17 protein-coding genes, 2 tRNA genes, 1 pseudogene and 1 riboswitch are annotated in these 19,988 nt (G+C 39.7%); of the genes and pseudogenes, 19 read left to right on the top strand and 1 reads right to left on the bottom strand.

Translation table 11 applies throughout. The annotated features are described in order from the left end of the window. Positions 1 to 301 precede the first annotated feature (301 nt). From O3611_RS01145 to O3611_RS01075, 15 genes are all read left to right on the top strand, one after another. Positions 302 to 1,879 carry a DEAD/DEAH box helicase gene (locus O3611_RS01145; RefSeq protein WP_248035988.1) on the top strand — a complete coding sequence of 526 codons (1,578 nt, stop codon included), beginning with the start codon at positions 302 to 304 and terminating at the stop codon, positions 1,877 to 1,879. 271 nt (positions 1,880 to 2,150) lie between these two features. Next, complete coding sequence (codY, locus tag O3611_RS01140) at positions 2,151 to 2,939, top strand: GTP-sensing pleiotropic transcriptional regulator CodY (protein ID WP_248035987.1); 789 nt, start codon at positions 2,151 to 2,153, stop codon at positions 2,937 to 2,939. Continuing rightward, on the top strand, positions 2,939 to 3,514 hold the full coding sequence (locus O3611_RS01135) for an isochorismatase family cysteine hydrolase (protein ID WP_281334752.1): 576 nt from the start codon (positions 2,939 to 2,941) through the stop codon (positions 3,512 to 3,514). The genes codY and O3611_RS01135 overlap by 1 nt, the downstream gene beginning before the upstream one ends. Before the next feature lie 81 nt (positions 3,515 to 3,595). Next, positions 3,596 to 3,681, top strand: a tRNA-Leu gene (locus tag O3611_RS01130). Between the two features lie 135 nt (positions 3,682 to 3,816). After that, positions 3,817 to 5,094 carry an ABC transporter permease gene (locus O3611_RS01125; protein WP_281334751.1) on the top strand — a complete coding sequence of 426 codons (1,278 nt, stop codon included), beginning with the start codon at positions 3,817 to 3,819 and terminating at the stop codon, positions 5,092 to 5,094. A gap of 13 nt (positions 5,095 to 5,107) precedes the next feature. Continuing rightward, positions 5,108 to 5,755 carry an ABC transporter ATP-binding protein gene (gene vex2, locus O3611_RS01120; protein ID WP_248035985.1) on the top strand — a complete coding sequence of 216 codons (648 nt, stop codon included), beginning with the start codon at positions 5,108 to 5,110 and terminating at the stop codon, positions 5,753 to 5,755. A gap of 47 nt (positions 5,756 to 5,802) precedes the next feature. Further along, positions 5,803 to 7,182: an ABC transporter permease subunit Vex3 gene (vex3, locus tag O3611_RS01115; protein WP_371607549.1), complete on the top strand. Its 1,380-nt coding sequence runs from the start codon at positions 5,803 to 5,805 to the stop codon at positions 7,180 to 7,182. 70 nt (positions 7,183 to 7,252) lie between these two features. Next, positions 7,253 to 7,909, top strand: a complete 657-nt coding sequence (gene vncR, locus O3611_RS01110; protein WP_371607548.1) for a response regulator transcription factor VncR — start codon at positions 7,253 to 7,255, stop codon at positions 7,907 to 7,909. Beyond that, positions 7,906 to 9,258 carry a sensor histidine kinase VncS gene (gene vncS / locus O3611_RS01105; RefSeq protein ID WP_371607547.1) on the top strand — a complete coding sequence of 451 codons (1,353 nt, stop codon included), beginning with the start codon at positions 7,906 to 7,908 and terminating at the stop codon, positions 9,256 to 9,258. The genes vncR and vncS overlap by 4 nt, the downstream gene beginning before the upstream one ends. A gap of 113 nt (positions 9,259 to 9,371) precedes the next feature. Continuing rightward, positions 9,372 to 10,253, top strand: a complete 882-nt coding sequence (locus O3611_RS01100) for a class II fructose-bisphosphate aldolase (protein WP_049549139.1) — start codon at positions 9,372 to 9,374, stop codon at positions 10,251 to 10,253. Between the two features lie 284 nt (positions 10,254 to 10,537). Further along, a complete protein-coding gene (locus O3611_RS01095; RefSeq protein WP_371607546.1) occupies positions 10,538 to 11,530 on the top strand; it encodes an ATP-binding cassette domain-containing protein in 993 nt (330 codons plus the stop codon). A gap of 1 nt (position 11,531) precedes the next feature. Further along, a complete protein-coding gene (locus O3611_RS01090) occupies positions 11,532 to 12,350 on the top strand; it encodes an ABC transporter permease (protein ID WP_371607545.1) in 819 nt (272 codons plus the stop codon). A gap of 59 nt (positions 12,351 to 12,409) precedes the next feature. Further along, positions 12,410 to 13,195, top strand: coding sequence for an ABC transporter permease (locus O3611_RS01085; RefSeq protein ID WP_371607544.1), 786 nt, complete (start codon positions 12,410 to 12,412; stop codon positions 13,193 to 13,195). A 38-nt stretch (positions 13,196 to 13,233) separates the two neighbouring features. Continuing rightward, on the top strand, positions 13,234 to 13,695 hold the full coding sequence (locus tag O3611_RS01080; protein ID WP_371607622.1) for a GNAT family N-acetyltransferase: 462 nt from the start codon (positions 13,234 to 13,236) through the stop codon (positions 13,693 to 13,695). 47 nt (positions 13,696 to 13,742) lie between these two features. Beyond that, positions 13,743 to 13,815, top strand: a tRNA-Thr gene (locus O3611_RS01075). A gap of 579 nt (positions 13,816 to 14,394) precedes the next feature. Here O3611_RS01075 and O3611_RS01070 read toward each other — a convergent pair. Beyond that, positions 14,395 to 14,622: pseudogene (locus tag O3611_RS01070) on the bottom strand (helix-turn-helix domain-containing protein); the annotation flags it as partial. A 407-nt stretch (positions 14,623 to 15,029) separates the two neighbouring features. Then, positions 15,030 to 15,118: riboswitch (glycine riboswitch) on the top strand. Positions 15,119 to 15,208: 90 nt separating this feature from the next. On the opposite strand from O3611_RS01070, the gene O3611_RS01065 reads away from it, so the two are divergent. The 4 genes from O3611_RS01065 (at position 15,209) to O3611_RS01050 (ending at position 19,958) form a co-directional block, all read left to right on the top strand. Further along, complete coding sequence (locus O3611_RS01065) at positions 15,209 to 16,531, top strand: alanine/glycine:cation symporter family protein (protein WP_371607543.1); 1,323 nt, start codon at positions 15,209 to 15,211, stop codon at positions 16,529 to 16,531. A gap of 393 nt (positions 16,532 to 16,924) precedes the next feature. Further along, positions 16,925 to 18,103 carry a ryptide export MFS transporter gene (locus O3611_RS01060; RefSeq protein ID WP_371607542.1) on the top strand — a complete coding sequence of 393 codons (1,179 nt, stop codon included), beginning with the start codon at positions 16,925 to 16,927 and terminating at the stop codon, positions 18,101 to 18,103. A 227-nt stretch (positions 18,104 to 18,330) separates the two neighbouring features. Next, positions 18,331 to 18,879 (top strand): carboxymuconolactone decarboxylase family protein, encoded by a 549-nt coding sequence (locus O3611_RS01055; RefSeq protein WP_371607541.1) that lies wholly within the window; start codon positions 18,331 to 18,333, stop codon positions 18,877 to 18,879. A 14-nt stretch (positions 18,880 to 18,893) separates the two neighbouring features. Continuing rightward, positions 18,894 to 19,958: an acyl-CoA dehydrogenase family protein gene (locus O3611_RS01050; RefSeq protein ID WP_371607540.1), complete on the top strand. Its 1,065-nt coding sequence runs from the start codon at positions 18,894 to 18,896 to the stop codon at positions 19,956 to 19,958. Positions 19,959 to 19,988 lie beyond the last annotated feature (30 nt).

Here is a 19,988-nt window from a genome sequence, read left to right as displayed (position 1 = left end):
AAAAAACTTTTGCACAAATCTGCTACGGAAAATCATTTCAGGAACCGAATGCTCTAACAAATACTTTTTGAGTGAAGCAAATCGATAGAAAAATCGTTTACATGATTTAATCAGGAGGTTAGACTATCTTTTGACCCTCTCTTGTGTTATACTAGATAAGTTGCAAAAAAGCAGTACTTTTCTTTAGTGGAAAAGAAGCAACACGGTCTTTCATAAAAGATATGAAAGTACGTCATGACAAGAAAAGTATAAACTAAGCGCTATAGGATGGCTTCGCACCATCTTTAGAAAGAAGAATAACGTGAAATTTAATGAATTTAATCTTTCTGCTGATTTATTGGCAGAAATTGAAAAAGCAGGATTTGTAGAAGCAAGTCCTATCCAAGAGCAAACCATTCCTTTGGCTCTTGAAGGAAAAGATGTTATCGGACAAGCCCAAACTGGTACAGGAAAAACTGCTGCCTTTGGCTTGCCAACCCTTGAAAAAATTCGTACAGAAGAAGCAACCATTCAAGCTTTGGTCATTGCACCAACCCGAGAACTAGCTGTGCAAAGTCAGGAAGAACTCTTCCGCTTTGGTCGAAGCAAGGGTGTAAAAGTCCGTTCTGTTTATGGTGGTTCAAGTATCGAAAAACAAATCAAGGCTCTTAAATCAGGTGCTCATATCGTAGTTGGAACACCAGGTCGTCTCCTAGATTTGATCAAACGCAAGTCCTTGAAATTGCAAGATATTGAAACTCTTATTCTTGATGAAGCGGACGAAATGCTTAACATGGGCTTCCTTGAAGACATCGAAGCCATTATCTCTCGTGTCCCAGAAAATCGTCAAACCTTGCTCTTTTCAGCAACTATGCCTGAAGCTATCAAACGTATCGGGGTTCAGTTCATGAAAGAACCTGAGCATGTGAAGATTGCGGCTAAAGAGTTGACAACTGAACTAGTTGATCAGTACTATATCCGTGTCAAGGAACAAGAAAAATTTGACACCATGACTCGTCTTATGGATGTTGAACAACCTGAGTTGTCTATTGTCTTTGGTCGTACCAAACGTCGTGTGGATGAATTGACTCGTGGACTTAAAATCCGTGGCTTCCGTGCAGAAGGGATTCATGGAGACCTTGACCAAAACAAACGTCTTCGTGTCCTTCGTGATTTTAAAAATGGTAACCTTGATGTCCTAGTAGCTACAGACGTTGCAGCACGTGGTTTGGATATCTCAGGTGTGACTCATGTCTATAACTACGACATTCCACAAGATCCAGAGAGCTATGTTCACCGTATTGGTCGTACAGGTCGTGCTGGGAAGTCAGGTCAATCGATTACTTTCGTAGCACCAAATGAGATGGGCTACCTCCAAATCATCGAAAACTTGACCAAGAAACGCATGAAGGGCTTGAAACCTGCGACAGCAGAAGAAGCCTTCCAAGCTAAAAAGCATGTTGCACTTAAGAAAATTGAACGTGACTTTGCCGATGAGACTGTTCGTGGTAACTTTGATAAATTCGCAAAAGATGCCCGTAAATTGGCAGCTGAATTCAGCCCAGAAGAATTGGCAATGTACATCCTAAGTTTGACAGTTCAGGATCCAGATAGTCTTCCAGAAGTTGAAATTGCGCGTGAGAAACCACTGCCATTTAAACCATCAGGTAATGGCTTCGGTGGTAAAGGCAAGGGAGGACGTCGTGGTGAGGATCGTCGAGATCGTGATCGCCGTCGCGACAATCGTCGTGGTGAACGTCGAGATGATTTCAAAAAAGGTGGTCGCAAAAACGACCGCTTTGAGAAGGAAAAACGTTACCGTAAGGATAATAAAAAACCACGCAATACTTCAAGCGAGAAGAAAACTGGTTTTGTAATCCGTAACAAGGGCGATAAATAATAAAAAAAGCGGTTCACTGAGGTGGATCGCTTTTAATATATAAGGAGACCGAGAGTCAAGAAAAGTTTAATACGAGAAAATAGATTTATATATTTGATATCTTATAATATTATATTATCAAAAATTTAGGAACCTGTCAACAAGAAAATTGAAAAAAATATAAAAAATTGCAAATGTAAGAGAATTGCAATTCAATAAACAATTTTCAGATAATTATTGAAATAATGGCCATTTTATGATATAATCGAAGCGATTGAATACGAGGTGAAAAATGGCACATTTATTAGAAAAAACGAGAAAAATTACGTCTATCCTGAAGCGTGCGGAGGAGAAATTACAAGATGATCTTCCATATAATGCCATCACACGCCAATTAGCGGATATTATTGATTGCAACGCTTGTATTGTTAACAGTAAGGGGCGTTTGTTGGGCTACTTTATGCGCTATAAAACAAACACCGATCGTGTAGAGCAGTTCTTCCAAACAAAGATTTTCCCTGAGGACTATATCCAAGGGGCAAATATGATCTACGATACGGAGGCCAACCTCCCTGTGGAACATGATTTGACTATTTTCCCAATTGAAAGTCGCTCAGACTTCCCAGATGGTTTAACAACTATTGCTCCAATCCATGTTTCTGGGATTCGTTTGGGATCTTTGATTATCTGGCGTAATGATAAGAAATTCGAAGATGAGGATTTGATTCTTGTTGAGATTGCTAGTACGGTGGTTGGTATCCAGCTTTTGAACTTTCAACGTGAAGAAGACGAGAAAAATATCCGTCGTCGTACAGCCGTAACAATGGCAGTCAATACTCTTTCTTACTCTGAGTTACGAGCAGTATCAGCTATTTTGGGTGAATTGAATGGCAATGAAGGACAATTAACTGCATCAGTCATTGCAGACCGTATCGGTATTACGCGCTCTGTGATTGTCAATGCCCTTCGAAAACTCGAATCAGCAGGAATTATTGAAAGTCGTTCACTGGGGATGAAGGGAACTTATCTTAAGGTCTTGATCCCAGATATCTTTGAAGAAGTGAAAAAGAGGGACTATTAATGGCTAAGGCTTTAATTTCGATTGACTATACAGAAGATTTTGTAGCGGATTATGGAAAATTGACAGCAGGAGCTCCTGCTCAAGAAATATCAGAAGCAATCAATCAGGTAACTAGATTAGCATTTGACCGTGGAGATTATATTTTCTTTACCATTGATGCTCATGAGGAAAATGATGTCTTTCATCCAGAAAGTAAACTATTTCCCCCTCATAACCTTATTGGGACTAGTGGGCGTAATCTATATGGTAAGTTAGCTGAATTTTATCAGGAACAGGCCCAGGATAGTCGTGTTTTCTGGATGGATAAACGTCACTATTCGGCTTTTTCTGGCACAGATTTGGATATCCGTCTGAGAGAGCGTCGCGTGGATACAGTCATCTTAACAGGTGTTCTGACAGATATCTGTGTATTGCATACGGCTATTGATGCCTATAATCTTGGGTATCAGATAGAAGTTGTTAAGCCAGCAGTCGCATCCATTTGGCCTGAAAATCACCAGTTTGCACTTGGACATTTTAAGAATACATTAGGAGCGAAACTCCTTGATGAAAACCTAGTTGAAATCAAAGAATAATGTATTCAAAAAATCTGAAAAAAATCTGAAAAAAGTGTTGACAAAGTTTGTGAAAGTTGATATACTAGTAAAGTAATCGACGCGGGGATGGCGGAATTGGCAGACGCGCAGGACTAAGGATCCTGTGACCGCTTTAGGTCGTGAGGGTTCAAGTCCCTCTCTCCGCATAGGAAAAGAGTTAGCTTTGGCTAGCTCTTTATTTTTTTATCAAAATGAGGGCAAAGATTTTGCTCTTTTTTTGTGATTTCATAAACATTTCATATTTGAATATTATAATGGTTTTACAAATATGGAGGTGCTATATGAATCCCACTCAAAGAGCTTGGGCTTACGTCAGCAGAAAACGACTGAGAAGTCTCATATTATTCTTGATTCTATTTGTCTTATTGGCTGGAATATCGGCTTGTCTGACGCTTATGAAGTCCAACAAAACAGTAGAAAATAATCTCTATCGCTCATTGAATACGTCTTTTTCTATTAAAAGAATAGAAGCAGATCAGACTTTTCAACTGTCTCAACTAGATGACCTTAAAAAGATAAAGGGTCTTGAGAAGATTTCACCTGAGCTAGAAACAATAGCCAAGTTAACTGACAAAGAAGTCGTTACTGGAGAACAAAGTATTCAAAGGGATGATTTGACAGAGGCTGAAAAAAATCTCATCAGTTTGATAGCTTTAGAAGATTCCTCTAAGGATGTCTCCTTTACTAGCTCTGCCTTTACCCTTAAAGAAGGAAGGCATTTAGAAAAAGGAGATAGCAAAAAAATCTTAATCCATGAAGATTTAGCCAAGAAAAACAATCTAAAAGTAGGAGATAAGATTAGCTTAAATCTTGGTCAAGTAGAAGGAAATAGTGGACAAAGGCTAGACTATGAAATCGTAGGTATTTTCTCAGGTAAGAAGCAAGAAAAATTCACTGGTCTTAGCTCAGATTTTAGTGAAAACACGGTCTATACAGACTACGAAAGTAGCCAAACTCTTCTTGGAAATAAGGAAGCTCAAGTTACTGCCGCTCGTTTCTATCTAGAAAATCCCAAAGATATGGATAGCATCATTCAAGAGGTTGAAAAGTTATCCCTTGAAAACCAAGGTTTCCAAGTTGAAAAGGAAAATAAGGCTTTTGAACAAATCAAGGATTCCGTTTCGACCTTCCAAACCTTCCTCCAAATTTTCCTCTATGGCATTATGATTGCTGGTGTAGGAGCTCTGGTCTTGGTCTTGTCCCTTTGGTTACGAGAGCGAGTTTACGAGGTTGGTATTTTATTGGCGCTAGGTAAGGGAAAAGGAGCAATCTATAGCCAATTCTGTCTAGAAGTCATTCTGGTTTCATTGGCAGCAATTCTACCAGCATTTCTTGCAGGAAATGCCATTACTTCCTATCTTTTAAAAACTGTACTAGCAAGTGGCGACCAAGCTGCCCTACAAGATACGCTAGCAAAAGCAACGAATCTTTCAACAAGTCTTTTATCATTTGGAGAATCTTATATCTTCCTACTTATCATTAGTTGCTTGTCAGTTGCACTTTGTTTCCTATTTTTATTTAGAAAATCACCTAAGGAAATTTTATCATCTATTAGTTAATAAAGGAGAAATCATGACTTTACTACAATTACAAGATCTGACTTATCGTTACAAGAACACTGCAGAAGCTGTATTATATAAAATCAATTACGATTTTGAACCAGGCAAGTTTTATAGTATTATCGGAGAATCAGGAGCTGGGAAGTCAACACTCTTATCTCTATTAGCAGGACTTGATAGCCCAGTCGAAGGTGCTATCCTATTCGAAGGCAAGGATATTCGTGAACAAGGTTATTCTTATCACCGAATGCACCATATTTCTTTGGTTTTCCAAAACTATAATTTGATTGATTATCTTTCTCCATTGGAAAATATCCGCTTGGTTAATAAAAAAGCTGGCAAAGATACCCTTCTTGAACTTGGTTTAGATGAAAGTCAGATCAAGCGGAATGTTCTCCAATTATCAGGTGGACAGCAACAACGGGTTGCCATTGCTCGTAGTCTTGTATCTGAGGCGCCAGTGATTTTAGCAGATGAACCAACAGGAAACCTAGATCCTAAGACTGCTGGGGATATCATCGATTTGCTCAAATCTCTCGCTGAGAAAACAGGCAAGTGTGTGATCGTTGTGACCCACAGCAAGGAAGTAGCACAGGCGTCAGATATTACACTTGAATTGAAGGATAAGAAACTGACTGAAACAAGAAAAAATAGTAACTAAAACTTTTAAACATATTAAAAACTGAAGTAAATCTAGAAAGGAATCTTATGTTACACAACGCATTTGCCTATGTCACAAGAAAATTTTTTAAGTCGCTTGTGATCTTTCTTATCATTCTCTTGATGGCTAGTTTGAGTTTGGTCGGCTTGTCTATCAAGGGGGCGACAGCTAAGGCTTCTCAAGAAACCTTTAAAAATATCACCAATAGTTTTTCTATGCAAATCAATCGTAGAGTCAACCAAGGAACTCCACGTGGTGCAGGGAATATCAAGGGTGAAGATATCAAAAAAATTACCGAGAATAAGGCTATTGAATCCTACATCAAACGGATTAATGCTATCGGTGATTTGACAGGCTACGAATTGATTGAGACACCTGAAACCAAGAAAAATCTAACGCCAGATCGAGCTCAACGTTTTGGAAGTAGCTTGATGATAACAGGTGTAAATGACTCTTCTAAAGAAGACAAGTTTGTGTCAGGCTCTTACAAACTGGTCGAAGGTGAGCATTTAACAAACGATGACAAATACCAAATTCTCATGCACAAAGACTTGGCTGAAAAACATGGCTGGAAGGTAGGGGATAAGGTTAAACTTAACTCTAATATCTACGATGCCGATAATGAAAAAGGAGCCAAGGAAACAGTAGAAGTAACTATTAAAGGACTTTTTGATGGACATAATAAATCTGCTGTAACCTACTCACAAGAACTTTATGAGAATACAGCTATCACAGATATTCACACAGCAGCCCAACTCTATGGTTATACAGAAGATACAGCTATTTATGGCGATGCTACCTTCTTTGTGGCTGGAGATAAGAACTTAGATAGTGTCATGCAAGAATTAGGGTCTATCAACGGCATCAACTGGAAGATGTATAGCTTGATTAAGAGTTCATCTAACTATCCTGCCCTCGAACAATCTATCTCAGGCATGTACAAGATGGCTAATCTTCTCTTCTGGGGTAGCTTGAGCTTCTCTGTTCTCCTACTTGGTCTCTTACTGACACTTTGGATCAATGCCCGTCGCAAAGAAGTGGGAATTCTCCTTTCAATTGGTCTAAAACAAGCAAGTATTTTAGGTCAATTTATCACAGAAGCAGTTATGATTGCTATTCCAGCGCTGATCTCAGCTTACTTCCTAGCCAACTATACTGCTCGTGCCATTGGAAATACTGTTCTTGCAAATGTCACATCAGATGTGGCCAAGCAGGCAAGTAGGGCAGCCCAAGCTTCCAATCTCGGTGGTGGTGCAGAAGTTGACGGCTTTAGTAAAACACTTTCTAGTCTTGATATTTCCATTCAACCATCAGACTTTGCTATCGTTTTTGTTCTTGGATTGGTACTGGTAGTACTTGTTATGGCACTTGCTTCAAGCAATCTCCTCTTTAAGCAACCAAAAGAACTTTTGATAGACGGTGAATAAGAATCGTGCTACCTATTCTCTTTCAAATGAGATATAATATAGGTAGCATTTTTGATAGAAAAGGATTTATATGAAAATTCTAATTGTAGAAGATGAAGACATGATTCGTGAGGGAATTAGTGATTACTTGACGGATTGTGGCTATGAAACCATTCAGGCAGCAGATGGCCTTGAGGCCTTAGAACAATTTTCTCATCATCAGGTTGCCTTGGTTCTCCTAGATATTCAAATGCCTAAACTCAATGGTTTAGAGGTTTTGTCAGAAATCCGAAAAAGCAGTCAAGTTCCGGTCTTGATGCTAACAGCTTTTCAGGATGAGGAGTATAAGATGAGCGCCTTTGCCTCACTAGCAGATGGGTATCTTGAAAAGCCTTTTTCCCTATCTCTGTTGAAGGTTCGGGTGGATGCTATTTTTAAACGTTATTATGATACCGGTCGTAGCTTTACCTATAAGGATACCAAGGTCGATTTTGACAGTTATAGTGCCACAGTGGCCGGCCAAAATGTTCCTGTGAATGCAAAAGAATTGGAAATCCTAGACTATCTAGTTAAAAATGAAGGTCGTGCTTTGACTAGAGCTCAGATTATCGATGCTGTATGGAAATTGACAGATGAAGTACCTTTCGATCGTGTTATTGACGTTTACATCAAGGAATTACGGAAAAAATTGGATTTAGACTGTATTCTTACCGTGCGCAATGTTGGTTATAAATTGGAGAGAAAATGAGACGTTCAGGTTTATTTAAAAAGATTTTTATCTATACCTTCTCGGTATTTTCTACCTTGGTCATTTGTTTGCATTTGGCCATCTATTTCCTCTTTCCTCCGACCTATCTAAGTCATCGTCAGGAGAGCATCGGGCAAAAGGCTACAGAAATTGCTCAAACTCTCCAAGGAAAGGACAGACAAGCTATTCAGGAAGTCCTTGAACTTTATTCTCAAAGTAGCGATATTAAGGGAGCCATCAAGGGAGAAATGACCCAGGACAAGTTGGAGGTCAAGGATAATCTTCCCATTGATAAAGAACGACAGACGGCTTCTTTGGTTATTGAGGAAAGAGAAGTTCAAACTAAGGATGGTCAGACGATGACCTTACAGTTTTTAGCTTCTATGGATTTGCAGAAAGAAGCAGAAGACATCAGTCTTCAATTTCTGCCTTATACTTTATTAGCGTCTTTCATCATTTCGCTCCTCATCGCCTTTATCTATGCTAGGACTATTGTTGCACCGATTTTGGAAATCAAACGAGTGACTCGACGGATGATGGATTTGGATACAGAAGTGAGGTTGCGCGTGGATTCTAAGGATGAAATTGGCGATCTTAAAGAACAAATCAACAGCCTTTATCAGCATCTCTTGACAGTCATTGCGGATTTGCATGAGAAAAATGAAGCCATCCTCCAGTTAGAAAAGATGAAGGTCGAGTTTTTACGAGGTGCTTCCCATGAACTGAAAACACCTCTAGCTAGTCTGAAGATTCTTCTGGAGAATATGAAAGCCAATATTGGACGCTATAAAGATCGGGACCATTATTTGGGAGTTTCTTTGGGGATCGTAGATGATTTGAGTCATCATGTTCAGCAAATCCTATCCCTTTCTTCGGTACAGGAACTGCGAGATAAGAAGGAAGAAATCAATCTTCTGGATATGACCAATCTTCTATTGAAGGACTATGACTTATTAGCCAAAGAGAGAGAAATCTCAGTTGAGAACCAGCTAACTGATCAGCACGTTTATCTAAATCCTTCAGTACTCAAGCTGATTCTTTCAAATCTGATCAGTAATGCTGTGAAACACTCTGTCCAAGGAGGTTATCTAAAAATTGGAGTAAAAGATGGCTGGATATTTATTGAGAACAGTTGTACACTTGAGGAACAAGATAAATTTGAACAATCCTTTGCGGTTTCTAGTCGACAAAGTAAGGGAGCTGGCTTGGGACTATTCGTCGTCAAAAGTTTATTAGAAAACGAAGAAATTGACTATCATTTTGAAAGAGACGATGATAACCTAGCATTTTTCATGAAGCTACCACAGACCGAGCCGGAAGTGATTAAGAAAGGGTTTACATCAATCTGATTGGAAGAAATTCAATCTAAAGTATGGGAAAAACTAGCTTTTTTTGCTAAAAAGTGATAAAATGAACAATGTAAATGGGATATCCCATAAAAATATACAGGAGGCCTGATAAAATGGCAATCGTTTCAGCAGAAAAATTTGTCCAAGCAGCTCGTGACAACGGTTATGCAGTTGGTGGATTTAACACAAACAACCTTGAGTGGACTCAAGCTATCTTGCGTGCAGCAGAAGCTAAACAAGCTCCAGTTTTGATCCAAACTTCAATGGGTGCTGCTAAATACATGGGTGGTTACAAAGTTGCTCGCAACTTGATCGCTAACCTTGTTGAATCAATGGGTATCACTGTACCAGTAGCTATCCACCTTGACCACGGTCACTACGAAGATGCACTTGAGTGTATTCAAGTTGGTTATACTTCAGTTATGTTTGACGGTTCACACCTTCCAGTTGAAGAAAACCTTGAAAAAGCTCGTAAAGTTGTAGAATTTGCTCACGCAAATGGTGTATCAGTAGAAGCTGAAGTTGGAACTATCGGTGGTGAAGAAGACGGAATCATCGGTGACGGTGAATTGGCTCCAATTGAAGACGCTAAAGCAATGGTTGCAACTGGTATCGACTTCTTGGCAGCTGGTATCGGTAACATCCACGGTCCTTACCCAGCAAACTGGAAAGGTCTTCACCTTGACCACTTGCAAAAATTGACTGAAGCTGTACCAGGATTCCCAATCGTATTGCACGGTGGTTCAGGTATTCCTGATGAGCAAATCCAAGCAGCTATCAAACTTGGTGTTGCTAAAGTTAACGTTAACACTGAATGCCAAATCGCATTCGCTAACGCAACTCGTAAATTTGCTCGTGACTACGAAGCAAACGAAGCAGAATACGACAAGAAGAAACTCTTCGACCCACGTAAATTCTTGGCTGACGGTGTAAAAGCTATCCAAGCATCAGTTGAAGAACGTATCGACGTATTTGGTTCAGAAGGTAAAGCTTAATCTAGCTTAACCATATAAAACAGAAACCTACCCATTGGGTGGGTTTTTTGTGTTTACAGAAAACTATTAAACCAGAATATTGGATTAAAACCATTATTTTATGAGAGAAATCTCTAATTTCATAATCTGTAGGCAAACGCTTGCATTCCATTTTTTATTAGACTATAATAGGTTGGTATAAAGCCTTTTGTAATAATAAAATGTAGAAGGTTTAGAAAGTAAGGATTTAGAATATTTGTAGTCAATAATACAATATTGCTCTTCCTTACCATAGGGAGATAGATATGGCAATGATAGAAGTGGAACATCTTCAGAAAAATTTTGTGAAGACGGTCAAGGAGCCAGGTTTGAAGGGGGCTTTGCGCTCCTTTATTCATCCTGAAAAGCAGACCTTTGAAGCGGTCAAGGATTTGACCTTTGAGGTTCCAAAAGGACAAATTTTAGGCTTTATTGGGGCAAATGGTGCTGGAAAGTCGACAACCATCAAAATGCTGACCGGGATTTTAAAGCCGACATCTGGTTTTTGCCGGATTAACGGCAAAATTCCGCAAGACAATCGCCAAGATTATGTCAAGGATATTGGGGTTGTTTTTGGACAACGGACCCAGCTATGGTGGGATTTGGCTCTGCAAGAGACCTACACGGTCTTGAAAGAGATTTACGATGTGCCAGATTCGCTCTTTCATAAGCGAATGGACTTTTTGAATGAAGTCTTGGATTTGAAGGACTTTATCAAGGATCCCGTGCGAACTCTTTCATTGGGTCAACGGATGCGGGCGGACATCGCGGCTTCCTTGCTTCACAATCCCAAGGTTCTCTTTTTAGATGAGCCGACTATTGGTTTGGATGTTTCGGTCAAGGACAACATTCGTCGCGCCATTACCCAGATCAATCAAGAGGAAGAAACAACCATTCTCTTGACCACTCACGATCTGAGTGACATTGAGCAACTTTGTGATCGGATTTTTATGATTGATAAGGGGCAGGAGATTTTTGATGGAACGGTGAGCCAGCTCAAGGAGACCTTTGGCAAGATGAAGACTCTATCCTTTGAATTAGTGCCAGGGCAAAGTCATCTCGCTTCTCACTATGAAGGCCTACCTGATATGTCTATTGATAGACAAGGAAATAGCCTCAACATTGAATTTGATAGTTCACGCTACCAGTCGGCGGACATTATCAAGCAAACCCTGTCTGATTTTGAAATCCGCGATTTGAAGATGGTGGATACGGATATAGAGGATATTATCCGTCGCTTCTATCGAAAGGAGCTCTAAGATGGTCAAATTGTGGAGACGTTATAAACCCTTTATCAATGCAGGTGTTCAGGAATTGATTACCTATCGAGTCAACTTTATTCTCTATCGGATTGGCGATGTCATGGGGGCTTTTGTGGCTTTTTATCTTTGGAAGGCTGTCTTTGACTCATCGCAGGAGTCCTTGATTCAGGGTTTCAGTATGGCAGATATCACCCTCTACATCATCATGAGTTTTGTGACCAATCTTCTGACTAGATCAGACTCGTCCTTTATGATTGGGGAGGAGGTCAAGGATGGTTCCATTATTATGCGATTGTTGCGACCAGTGCATTTTGCAGCCTCCTATCTTTTCACTGAGCTTGGTTCCAAGTGGTTGATTTTTATCTCTGTTGGACTTCCATTTTTAAGTGTCATTGTGCTGATGAAAATCTTATCTGGACAAGGAATCGTAGAAATGTTGGGCTTAACTGTTCTTTATCTTTTTAGCTTGACGCTGGCATACCTGATTAATTTTTTCTTTAATATCTGTTTTGGGTTTTCAGCTTTTGTGTTTAAAAATCTATGGGGTTCCAATCTCCTCAAAACTTCCATAGTGGCTTTTATGTCTGGAAGTTTGATTCCTTTGGTTTTCTTTCCAAAGGTTGTTGCAGATATTCTGTCCTTCCTGCCTTTTTCATCCTTGATTTACACTCCGGTCATGATTATCGTTGGGAAATACGATACCAATCAGATTCTTCAGGCGCTTTTGGTACAGTTTTTCTGGCTCTTAGTGATGGTGGGCTTGTCTCAGTTGATTTGGAAACGAGTCCAGTCATTCATTACCATTCAGGGAGGTTAGTATGAAAAAATATCAACGTATGCATCTGATTTTTATCAGAACCATTCAGGGAGGTTAGTATGAAAAAATATCAACGTATGCATCTGATTTTTATCAGACAATACATCAAACAAATCATGGAATACAAGGTGGATTTTGTGGTTGGTGTGCTGGGAGTTTTTCTAACTCAAGGCTTGAACCTCTTGTTTCTCAATGTCATTTTTCAACACATTCCATCACTAGAAGGTTGGACTTTTCAAGAAATCGCCTTTATCTATGGATTTTCCTTGATTCCCAAGGGACTGGACCATCTCTTTTTTGACAATCTCTGGGCGTTAGGGCAACGCTTGGTGCGAAAAGGTGAGTTTGACAAGTATCTGACTCGTCCTATCAATCCTCTCTTTCACATCCTCGTTGAGACCTTTCAGATTGATGCCTTGGGCGAACTATTGGTCGGTGGAATTTTACTAGCGACAACTGTATCAAGCATTGCTTGGACTCTTCCCAAATTCCTGCTTTTCCTAGTCTGCATTCCTTTTGCGACCTTGATTTATACTTCCTTGAAAATCGCGACAGCCAGCATCGCTTTTTGGACCAAGCAGTCAGGAGCAATGATTTACATTTTCTATATGTTTAATGATTTTGCCAAGTACCCGATTTCTATATACAATTCACTTCTTCGTTGGTTGATCAGTTTTATCGTTCCTTTCGCCTTTACGGCCTACTATCCTGCCAGCTATTTCTTGCAGGACAAGGATGGGCTCTGGAATATTGGTGGTTTGATTCTGATTTCTCTTATCTTCTTTTGCATCTCTTTAAAACTTTGGGACAGGGGGTTAGATGCCTACGAAAGTGCTGGTTCGTAAGAGGTAAAGTAGGACTAAAATCAAGAAAGGAACTTATGATGTTTGTAATTGAAGAAGTCAAGGATGATAATCAAAAAATGGCAGCTGTCGCTGATGTTTTAAAGGATTTGCCAGAATGGTTTGGAATTCCAGAAAGTACGCAAGCCTATATCGAAGGAGCCAAGGACTTGCAAGTGTGGGCTGCCTATCAGGAGAGTGATTTAACTGGCTTTGTAAGCTTGTCCTATTCTAGTGAAGATTGTGCAGAGATTGATTGTCTCGGAGTAAAAAAGGCTCATCAAGGTAGAGGAATTGGGAGCCAATTACTTGCTACTTTAGAAAGTGAAGCACGCAAAAAAGTCGACTATTTGCAGGTAAAAACTGTGGCAGAAGGTTCTAACAAGGATTATGACCGAACCAATATCTTTTATCGCAGTCTTGGCTTTAAAAAACTAGAGATTTTTCCGCAACTTTGGGGACCTCAGAATCCTTGTCAGATTTTGATTAAAAAGATAGGTTAAGAATCTCTTGACATCCGTCCTTATAGTGCTATACTATAAGTGGAATCGCCGATTTAGCTCAGTTGGTAGAGCACCGCACTCGTAACGCGAAGGTCACAGGTTCGATCCCTGCAATCGGCATTTTAGAAATGTAAAGAAAGACAAAGAAAATTCAAAATGTTTATTTGAAGGCCATTATCACAAGTTGATTTTTAAAAATAATTTAGTATTTTATTTGAAAAAAACAGTAAAAAGCGCAAAAAATCACTTCCTGTGCTACACTGTAATTGAAAATTTTTTATTTTGGGCGTTAGAACTGTTTCCTCAGTCCTAGCGCCTTTTCTTTTTGATAAGTTTGTTTGGTGGAGAAATGATTCTGATACTCAATGAAAATCAAAGAGCAAAGTAGGAAACTAGGGAACTAGCCGCAGGTTGCTCAAAACACTGTTTTGAGGTTGCAGATGAAACTGACGAAGTCAGTAACATATATACGGCAAGGCGACGTTGACGCAGTTTGAAGAGATTTTCGAAGAGTATGAGAATCTTATGGGCGCAAGCAATGATGGCTTTCATCTTGCTTCCTCTTTGGGAAATTCGATTGTAAAAAGAAGAAAAAGCTGGATCCTTAGAATTTGCTGCAATCAATCCCGACATGGTCAAAGCTTGCTTGATATATCGATTTCCTTGCGTGATGTGTGAGGATTTCTTAATGCCAGCACTTTCATAAGACTGTTGAGCATAGTCGGCCGAATAAACCTTTTTGAAGCGCCCTTTTCCAACACATTGCAGAATTGTCCCGCGCTTGATTTCAGTATGGATAGTTTGAGGAGTTTTTCCAAGTAGAGAGGCAATTTCTCTATTTGATTTCCCTTCCTTTTTCCATCGTTCGATTAAGCGACGGCTATCGATTGTCAAATGTTTGGCTTTTGTAGTATAATAGCTTTGAATCTCTGTGCCTTTCTTGTGTTTGTGGTTGAACAGCAAGTATAACACAGAGCTGTTTTCTTATGCCTATAAGAGCTTTCATGTGACAAGAGGACCCCTTGAAGCTGTTTTGTCAGCTAAAGCAAGGCTAGTCTTAGCCTTGGACACCAGCTTAACATCATCAAGCCTCATATCAAATGAAATCGGGTACTAGCTATAAGTTAGTTGAAGCATCTAATTTTTAGGAGAGCTGGATGGCTAACTTCATTATAGAACTTTCAGTAAAGCAAAAATCATAAAAAGTATAATAAAATTTTCTGAAAATAATTGACAAGAGCTAAATTTTCTTGTAAAATAAGAAAAAATTAAATACAACACCGAATGAAGTTTAATAGAAGTGGAAAATCGTTTGATTTTTCATGACTGTAAATGGACGGAACTCTGGAGAGACCGTAAAGGCACCGAAGGGGCAAGGCAGGCAACTGCTCAAACTCTCAGGTAAAAGGACAGAGCAATGATAGAGCGCTTTTTAGCATTTATCGATGCATTCCAGAGTACATGTTTTTAACATGTACTCTTTCTTTTGGGGTTGAATAGATAGGAGAATGGTATGTTAAATTTGCTAAAAGAGCTGGATGCTCTGGTATGGGGACCACCCCTTTTGATCTTATTGGTTGGTACAGGAATATATTTAACTCTTCGTTTAGGACTCTTACAAATTTTGCGTCTTCGTAAGGCCTTCCAGCTTATTTTTACCAAAGACAAGGGACATGGTGATGTTTCCAGCTTTGCTGCCTTGTGTACAGCCCTAGCAGCAACTGTTGGTACAGGAAATATCATCGGGGTCGCAACGGCTATCAAGGTTGGAGGACCAGGGGCTCTTTTTTGGATGTGGGTGGCTGCTTTCTTTGGAATGGCAACCAAGTATGCAGAAGGACTACTTGCTATCAAATATCGAACCAAGGATGATCATGGTGCGGTAGCAGGAGGACCGATGCACTATATCCTTCTAGGGATGGGCGAAAAATGGCGTCCCCTTGCAATCTTCTTTGCTGTAGCTGGAGTACTAGTTGCACTTTTAGGGATTGGTACTTTTACCCAGGTGAATTCCATTACAGAATCCGTGCAAAATACGGCTAGTATTGATCCGACAATTACTGCACTTGTTTTATCTATTTTCGTAGGGATCGCAGTCTTTGGTGGGCTCAAGTCTATTTCTAAGGTGTCAACTACAGTTGTTCCCTTTATGGCTATTGTCTATATCTTGGGAACTTTGACAGTCATCTTCTTTAATATCGAGAAACTCCCTGCAACTCTGGCCTTGGTCTTTACATCAGCTTTTAGTCCAGTGGCTGCAGTAGGAGGCTTTGCAGGAGCCAGTATCCGAACTGCTATTCAAAATGGTGTGGCGCGTGGTGTCTTCTCAAACGAGTCGGGATTGGGTTCAGCTCCCATTGCGGCTGCGGCAGCTAAGACCAACGAACCGGTGGAGCAGGGTTTGATTTCCATGACAGGGACCTTTATTGATACCTTGATTATCTGTACATTGACTGGTTTGACAATCTTGGTGACTGGGGTTTGGAATGGTAATTTAGATGGTGTTGCTCTAACTCAGTCAGCTTTTTCTACAGTATTTTCTTTCTTTGGACCTGCTCTTCTAACAATCTTCTTGGTACTCTTTGCCTTTACTACGATTTTGGGATGGAACTATTACGGAGAGCGTTGTTTTGAGTTTCTTTTTGGCGTTCGCTTTATCTGGCTTTATCGTGTTGTCTTTGTACTCATGGTCTTGCTGGGAGGATTTATCGAGCTGGATATGGTCTGGGTCATTGCGGATATTGTTAATGCCCTCATGGCTCTACCAAACTTGATTGCACTCTTAGCCTTATCACCAGTTGTTATCGCTGAGACTAAGAAGTATTTTGATAAATAATGTATGGTTGATATTCCCATTTATAGATAAGACTAGCATCTGTTTGTGAGATGCTAGTTTTTTCACTACTAGGGCTAGTCTTTTATTTTATACTCAATGAAAATCAAAGAGCAAACTAGGAAACTAGCCGCAGGTTGCTCAAAGCACTGCTTTGAGGTTGTGGATAGAACTGACGAAGTCAGTAACATATATACGGCAAGGCGACGTTGACGCGGTTTGAAGAGATTTTCGAAGAGTATTATGTCATAAGATGAATGAAATTCAAGAGTACCTCTTTTATGATATTCTTTATTTGCACTTTTATTTATTGTATAATAGTCAGCATAAATCTGTTTTTGTTCTGATATGTCTTGTTTCATCTATGTGAGAAAGAAAAATAAACTGGAGGTGTATATGTCAAAAGATATTCGAAAACTAATGGTTTCACAGGCGATTGCGAATCTAGCAGATGTCTTTTTTAGAGTTGTTGTGATTGCAAATGTGTTTGTCTTATCTGGTTCGGTTATTTCAACCTCCCTAGTGCCAATTCTGATTGGTCTATCCTCCTTTTTAGCCAGTTTCTTAGTTCCATTAGTAACGAAGAGACTAGCTTTAAATCGTGTTCTTTTCTTGACTCAATTTGGTAAGACGATTCTGCTAGCGATTTTACTTTTTCTACTCAAGCAATCTGAAACTATTTCCCTCCCTCTTTTATATGCTATTGTTACCTTAATCTCCGTTTTGGATGGTTTTGCAGCACCTGTTTCCTATGCGATTGTTCCACGCTATGCAAGTGATTTAGCTAAAGCGAACGCAGCTATTTCTATGAGTGGAGAAAGTGTACAACTCGTTGGTTGGGGCCTAGGAGGTTTCTTATTTGCGAGTCTGGGAATGAATCCTAGCCTGCTCATTGTGTTAGTCTTGTTTACACTTTCGACGATTTTGATGTTCGGTTTGCCACTAGTCGAAAAAGAAGAGTTGTCCTCTGAAACAAGTCTTGAGACTCTAACAAAAGGTTGGCGATTGGTGGCTAAAGAATCAAGATTAGGCTTTATTGTCCGAGCCAATCTTTTAGAAATTCTAGCTAATGCTATCTGGGTATCTTCTGTTTTACTTGTTTTTGTGACTGAGATTTTACATCGGTCAGAAAGCTATTGGGGCTACGTCAATACCTCCTATTCCTTGGGGATTATCTTGGGAGGAGCTATTATCTTCCGTCTAGCAGAGAAAGTTGTTACCTATAAATATCAGACTATGATCTTTTCTTTGTTAGCGACAGCACTAGTAACTCTGTTGATAGTGCTATTTCCAAATGCACCTATTTTTCTATTCCTATCTCTAGTAATTGGTTTTCTATCTCAAATCAAGGAAGTCCCTGAGAGTGTATTATTACAGGAATCGGTTGATGAGGAGGAACTTGTGAATGTTTACTCCGTTATTGAAGTTGTCTCTACATTGGCCTTTTCTGCTTCTGTTTTTCTAATGAGTACCATCACAGAATATTTTGGAGTATTTACTGGCTTTGGCTTGGCTATATGCTGCTTGCTAGTAGAGTCCATCTTAGTTTTAAGAAACAAGCATCAGATAAATTAACAGTTATGATCACACATCTGGTGTGATTTTTTTTTGTTTTCATAAAAATTTTTTATCAGTGCAATTTAAAATATATATTATGCAAGGTATAGATTCTGTGTTAGACTTATTGTCAACGAAAAGCTAATGAATCATCAATCAAGGCAAGGATTTGTTCAATAGGCTGATGAGATTTCGAAAGATTTTCGCAGAAACCATTCAATTACAAAACGAAAAGAGGTCCCCTTATGACAACATTTACTATCTACACAGTAGAATCAGCGCCAGCAGAAGTGAAAGAAGTTCTTGAAACGGTACAAAAGGACAACAATGGTTATATCCCAAATCTTATCTGTCTTTTAGCCAATGCCCCTACAGCCCTAGAAGCTTATCGCACTGTTGGCGCTATTAACCGTCGCAATAGTCTAACACCTGTAGAGCGCGAAGTGGTGCAAATCACTGCAGCCGTAACCAACGGTTGTGCCTTTTGCGTCGCTGGTCACACAGCCTTTTCTATCAAGCAAATCCAGATGAATGATGACCTTCTCCAAGCCCTTCGCAATCGTACCCCAATCGAAAGCGATCCTAAGCTGGATACCCTAGCTAAGTTTACCTTGGCAGTCATCAATACCAAAGGGCGCGTAGGAGATGAAGCTCTTGGAGAATTCCTTGAAGCTGGCTATACGCAAGAAAATGCCTTGGATGTTATTCTCGGTGTAAGTTTAGCAAGTCTTTGTAACTATGCTAACAACCTAGCTAACACACCGATTAATCCAGAATTACAACCTTATGCATAAGAGGAGGACAAAGTATGGGATTTTTTTCAGAAGAATTCTTAAGCTGGTTAGACCAGCACGCCGATGAAATTGACAAAAAATCATGTCAAGCTGGAGAAGAACTGATTGAGAAAATTGCTGCAGAAGGTGCCTTTCGTGTAGGAGTACCAAAAGTTCTTGGAGGGCTAGGTGGAAATGACCAAGATGTTATCGATATCCTTGCTGAACTCGCTCAACATTCCTTAACAGCCTCCTTCATCTCATGGGGGCAACGAACTTTAATAGACAATATTCTTCATACTGATAATGCTTATTTCAAAGAAGTTTACTTGGAAAAACTCTTATCAGGAGAATATGCAGGTGCTACGGCCTTATCTAATGCGGTCAAGTATCTATCTGACTTAGAGGAACTAAATGTTCGTATCCTTGAAGAAAATGGAAATTATTATCTTAAAGGACGACTTCCTTGGGTAACCAATGCTCGTAAGGATCGCTTCCTCACTATTTTTGTAGCAGGATTTGCAGATGATCCGAGTACAAGTTATGTAGTAGCCGTACCATCGGACGCAGAAAACTTTAGTCGTTCCGAAGATTTGGAATTTGTTTCTCTCCAAGGAGGGAATACAGCAGCTCTGACTTTTAACAAGGTATCTTTAAAGGAAGAGTGGATTCTATCGAGGGATGCCCATCAATTTTTAGCGCAAAATCGTCCAGCCTTTTTAGGCTACCAATTTGGCCTAGCCTTTGGTTTGGCTGAACGTTCACTCTCAGAAGTCGAAAAAGAATTGGGGAAACGAGGTGTCTTGAAGGAAGAATGGCAGCATCAGGTCGAACAGTTAGATGATATTCGACATTCTCTCTATCAAGGACTATCTGAAGAGTCCTATTTCGTTAGAAATCCGCGTGAGCTATTCCAGTTACGAATTGATATTGTTGATGTTGTTGCCCAAAGTCTCTTATTAGAACTACAAGCTGGTGGCGGTAGAGGATATTTTAGTAAATCGACATCCGGTTTCATACGTCGTTGGAATGAAGGTGCCTTTTTGCCAATTGTTTCTCCTAGTGCAGTGCAATTGCGACATATTCTAGCGACAAACTAACAATAAAGAAAATAAAAACGAGGTTTATCT

It is taken from the genome of Streptococcus sp. 27098_8_91 (assembly GCF_041432385.1).
In the GTDB taxonomy this organism is placed as follows: Bacteria; Bacillota; Bacilli; order Lactobacillales; family Streptococcaceae; genus Streptococcus.
The sequence above is the reverse complement of the archived record's forward strand: the minus strand, read 5'-3'. Positions and strand labels throughout refer to the sequence as shown.

Excerpts from the sequence above, each read along its gene's own strand:
- codY (WP_248035987.1), top strand. The coding sequence starts at position 2,151 with ATGGCACATTTATTAGAAAAAACGAGAAAAATTACGTCTATCCTGAAG.
- O3611_RS01135 (WP_281334752.1), top strand. The coding sequence starts at position 2,939 with ATGGCTAAGGCTTTAATTTCGATTGACTATACAGAAGATTTTGTAGCG.
- O3611_RS01125 (WP_281334751.1), top strand. The coding sequence starts at position 3,817 with ATGAATCCCACTCAAAGAGCTTGGGCTTACGTCAGCAGAAAACGACTG.
- vex2 (WP_248035985.1), top strand. The coding sequence starts at position 5,108 with ATGACTTTACTACAATTACAAGATCTGACTTATCGTTACAAGAACACT.
- vex3 (WP_371607549.1), top strand. The coding sequence starts at position 5,803 with ATGTTACACAACGCATTTGCCTATGTCACAAGAAAATTTTTTAAGTCG.
- vncR (WP_371607548.1), top strand. The coding sequence starts at position 7,253 with ATGAAAATTCTAATTGTAGAAGATGAAGACATGATTCGTGAGGGAATT.
- vncS (WP_371607547.1), top strand. The coding sequence starts at position 7,906 with ATGAGACGTTCAGGTTTATTTAAAAAGATTTTTATCTATACCTTCTCG.
- O3611_RS01100 (WP_049549139.1), top strand. The coding sequence starts at position 9,372 with ATGGCAATCGTTTCAGCAGAAAAATTTGTCCAAGCAGCTCGTGACAAC.
- O3611_RS01095 (WP_371607546.1), top strand. The coding sequence starts at position 10,538 with ATGGCAATGATAGAAGTGGAACATCTTCAGAAAAATTTTGTGAAGACG.
- O3611_RS01090 (WP_371607545.1), top strand. The coding sequence starts at position 11,532 with ATGGTCAAATTGTGGAGACGTTATAAACCCTTTATCAATGCAGGTGTT.
- O3611_RS01085 (WP_371607544.1), top strand. The coding sequence starts at position 12,410 with ATGAAAAAATATCAACGTATGCATCTGATTTTTATCAGACAATACATC.
- O3611_RS01080 (WP_371607622.1), top strand. The coding sequence starts at position 13,234 with ATGTTTGTAATTGAAGAAGTCAAGGATGATAATCAAAAAATGGCAGCT.
- O3611_RS01065 (WP_371607543.1), top strand. The coding sequence starts at position 15,209 with ATGTTAAATTTGCTAAAAGAGCTGGATGCTCTGGTATGGGGACCACCC.
- O3611_RS01060 (WP_371607542.1), top strand. The coding sequence starts at position 16,925 with ATGTCAAAAGATATTCGAAAACTAATGGTTTCACAGGCGATTGCGAAT.
- O3611_RS01055 (WP_371607541.1), top strand. The coding sequence starts at position 18,331 with ATGACAACATTTACTATCTACACAGTAGAATCAGCGCCAGCAGAAGTG.
- O3611_RS01050 (WP_371607540.1), top strand. The coding sequence starts at position 18,894 with ATGGGATTTTTTTCAGAAGAATTCTTAAGCTGGTTAGACCAGCACGCC.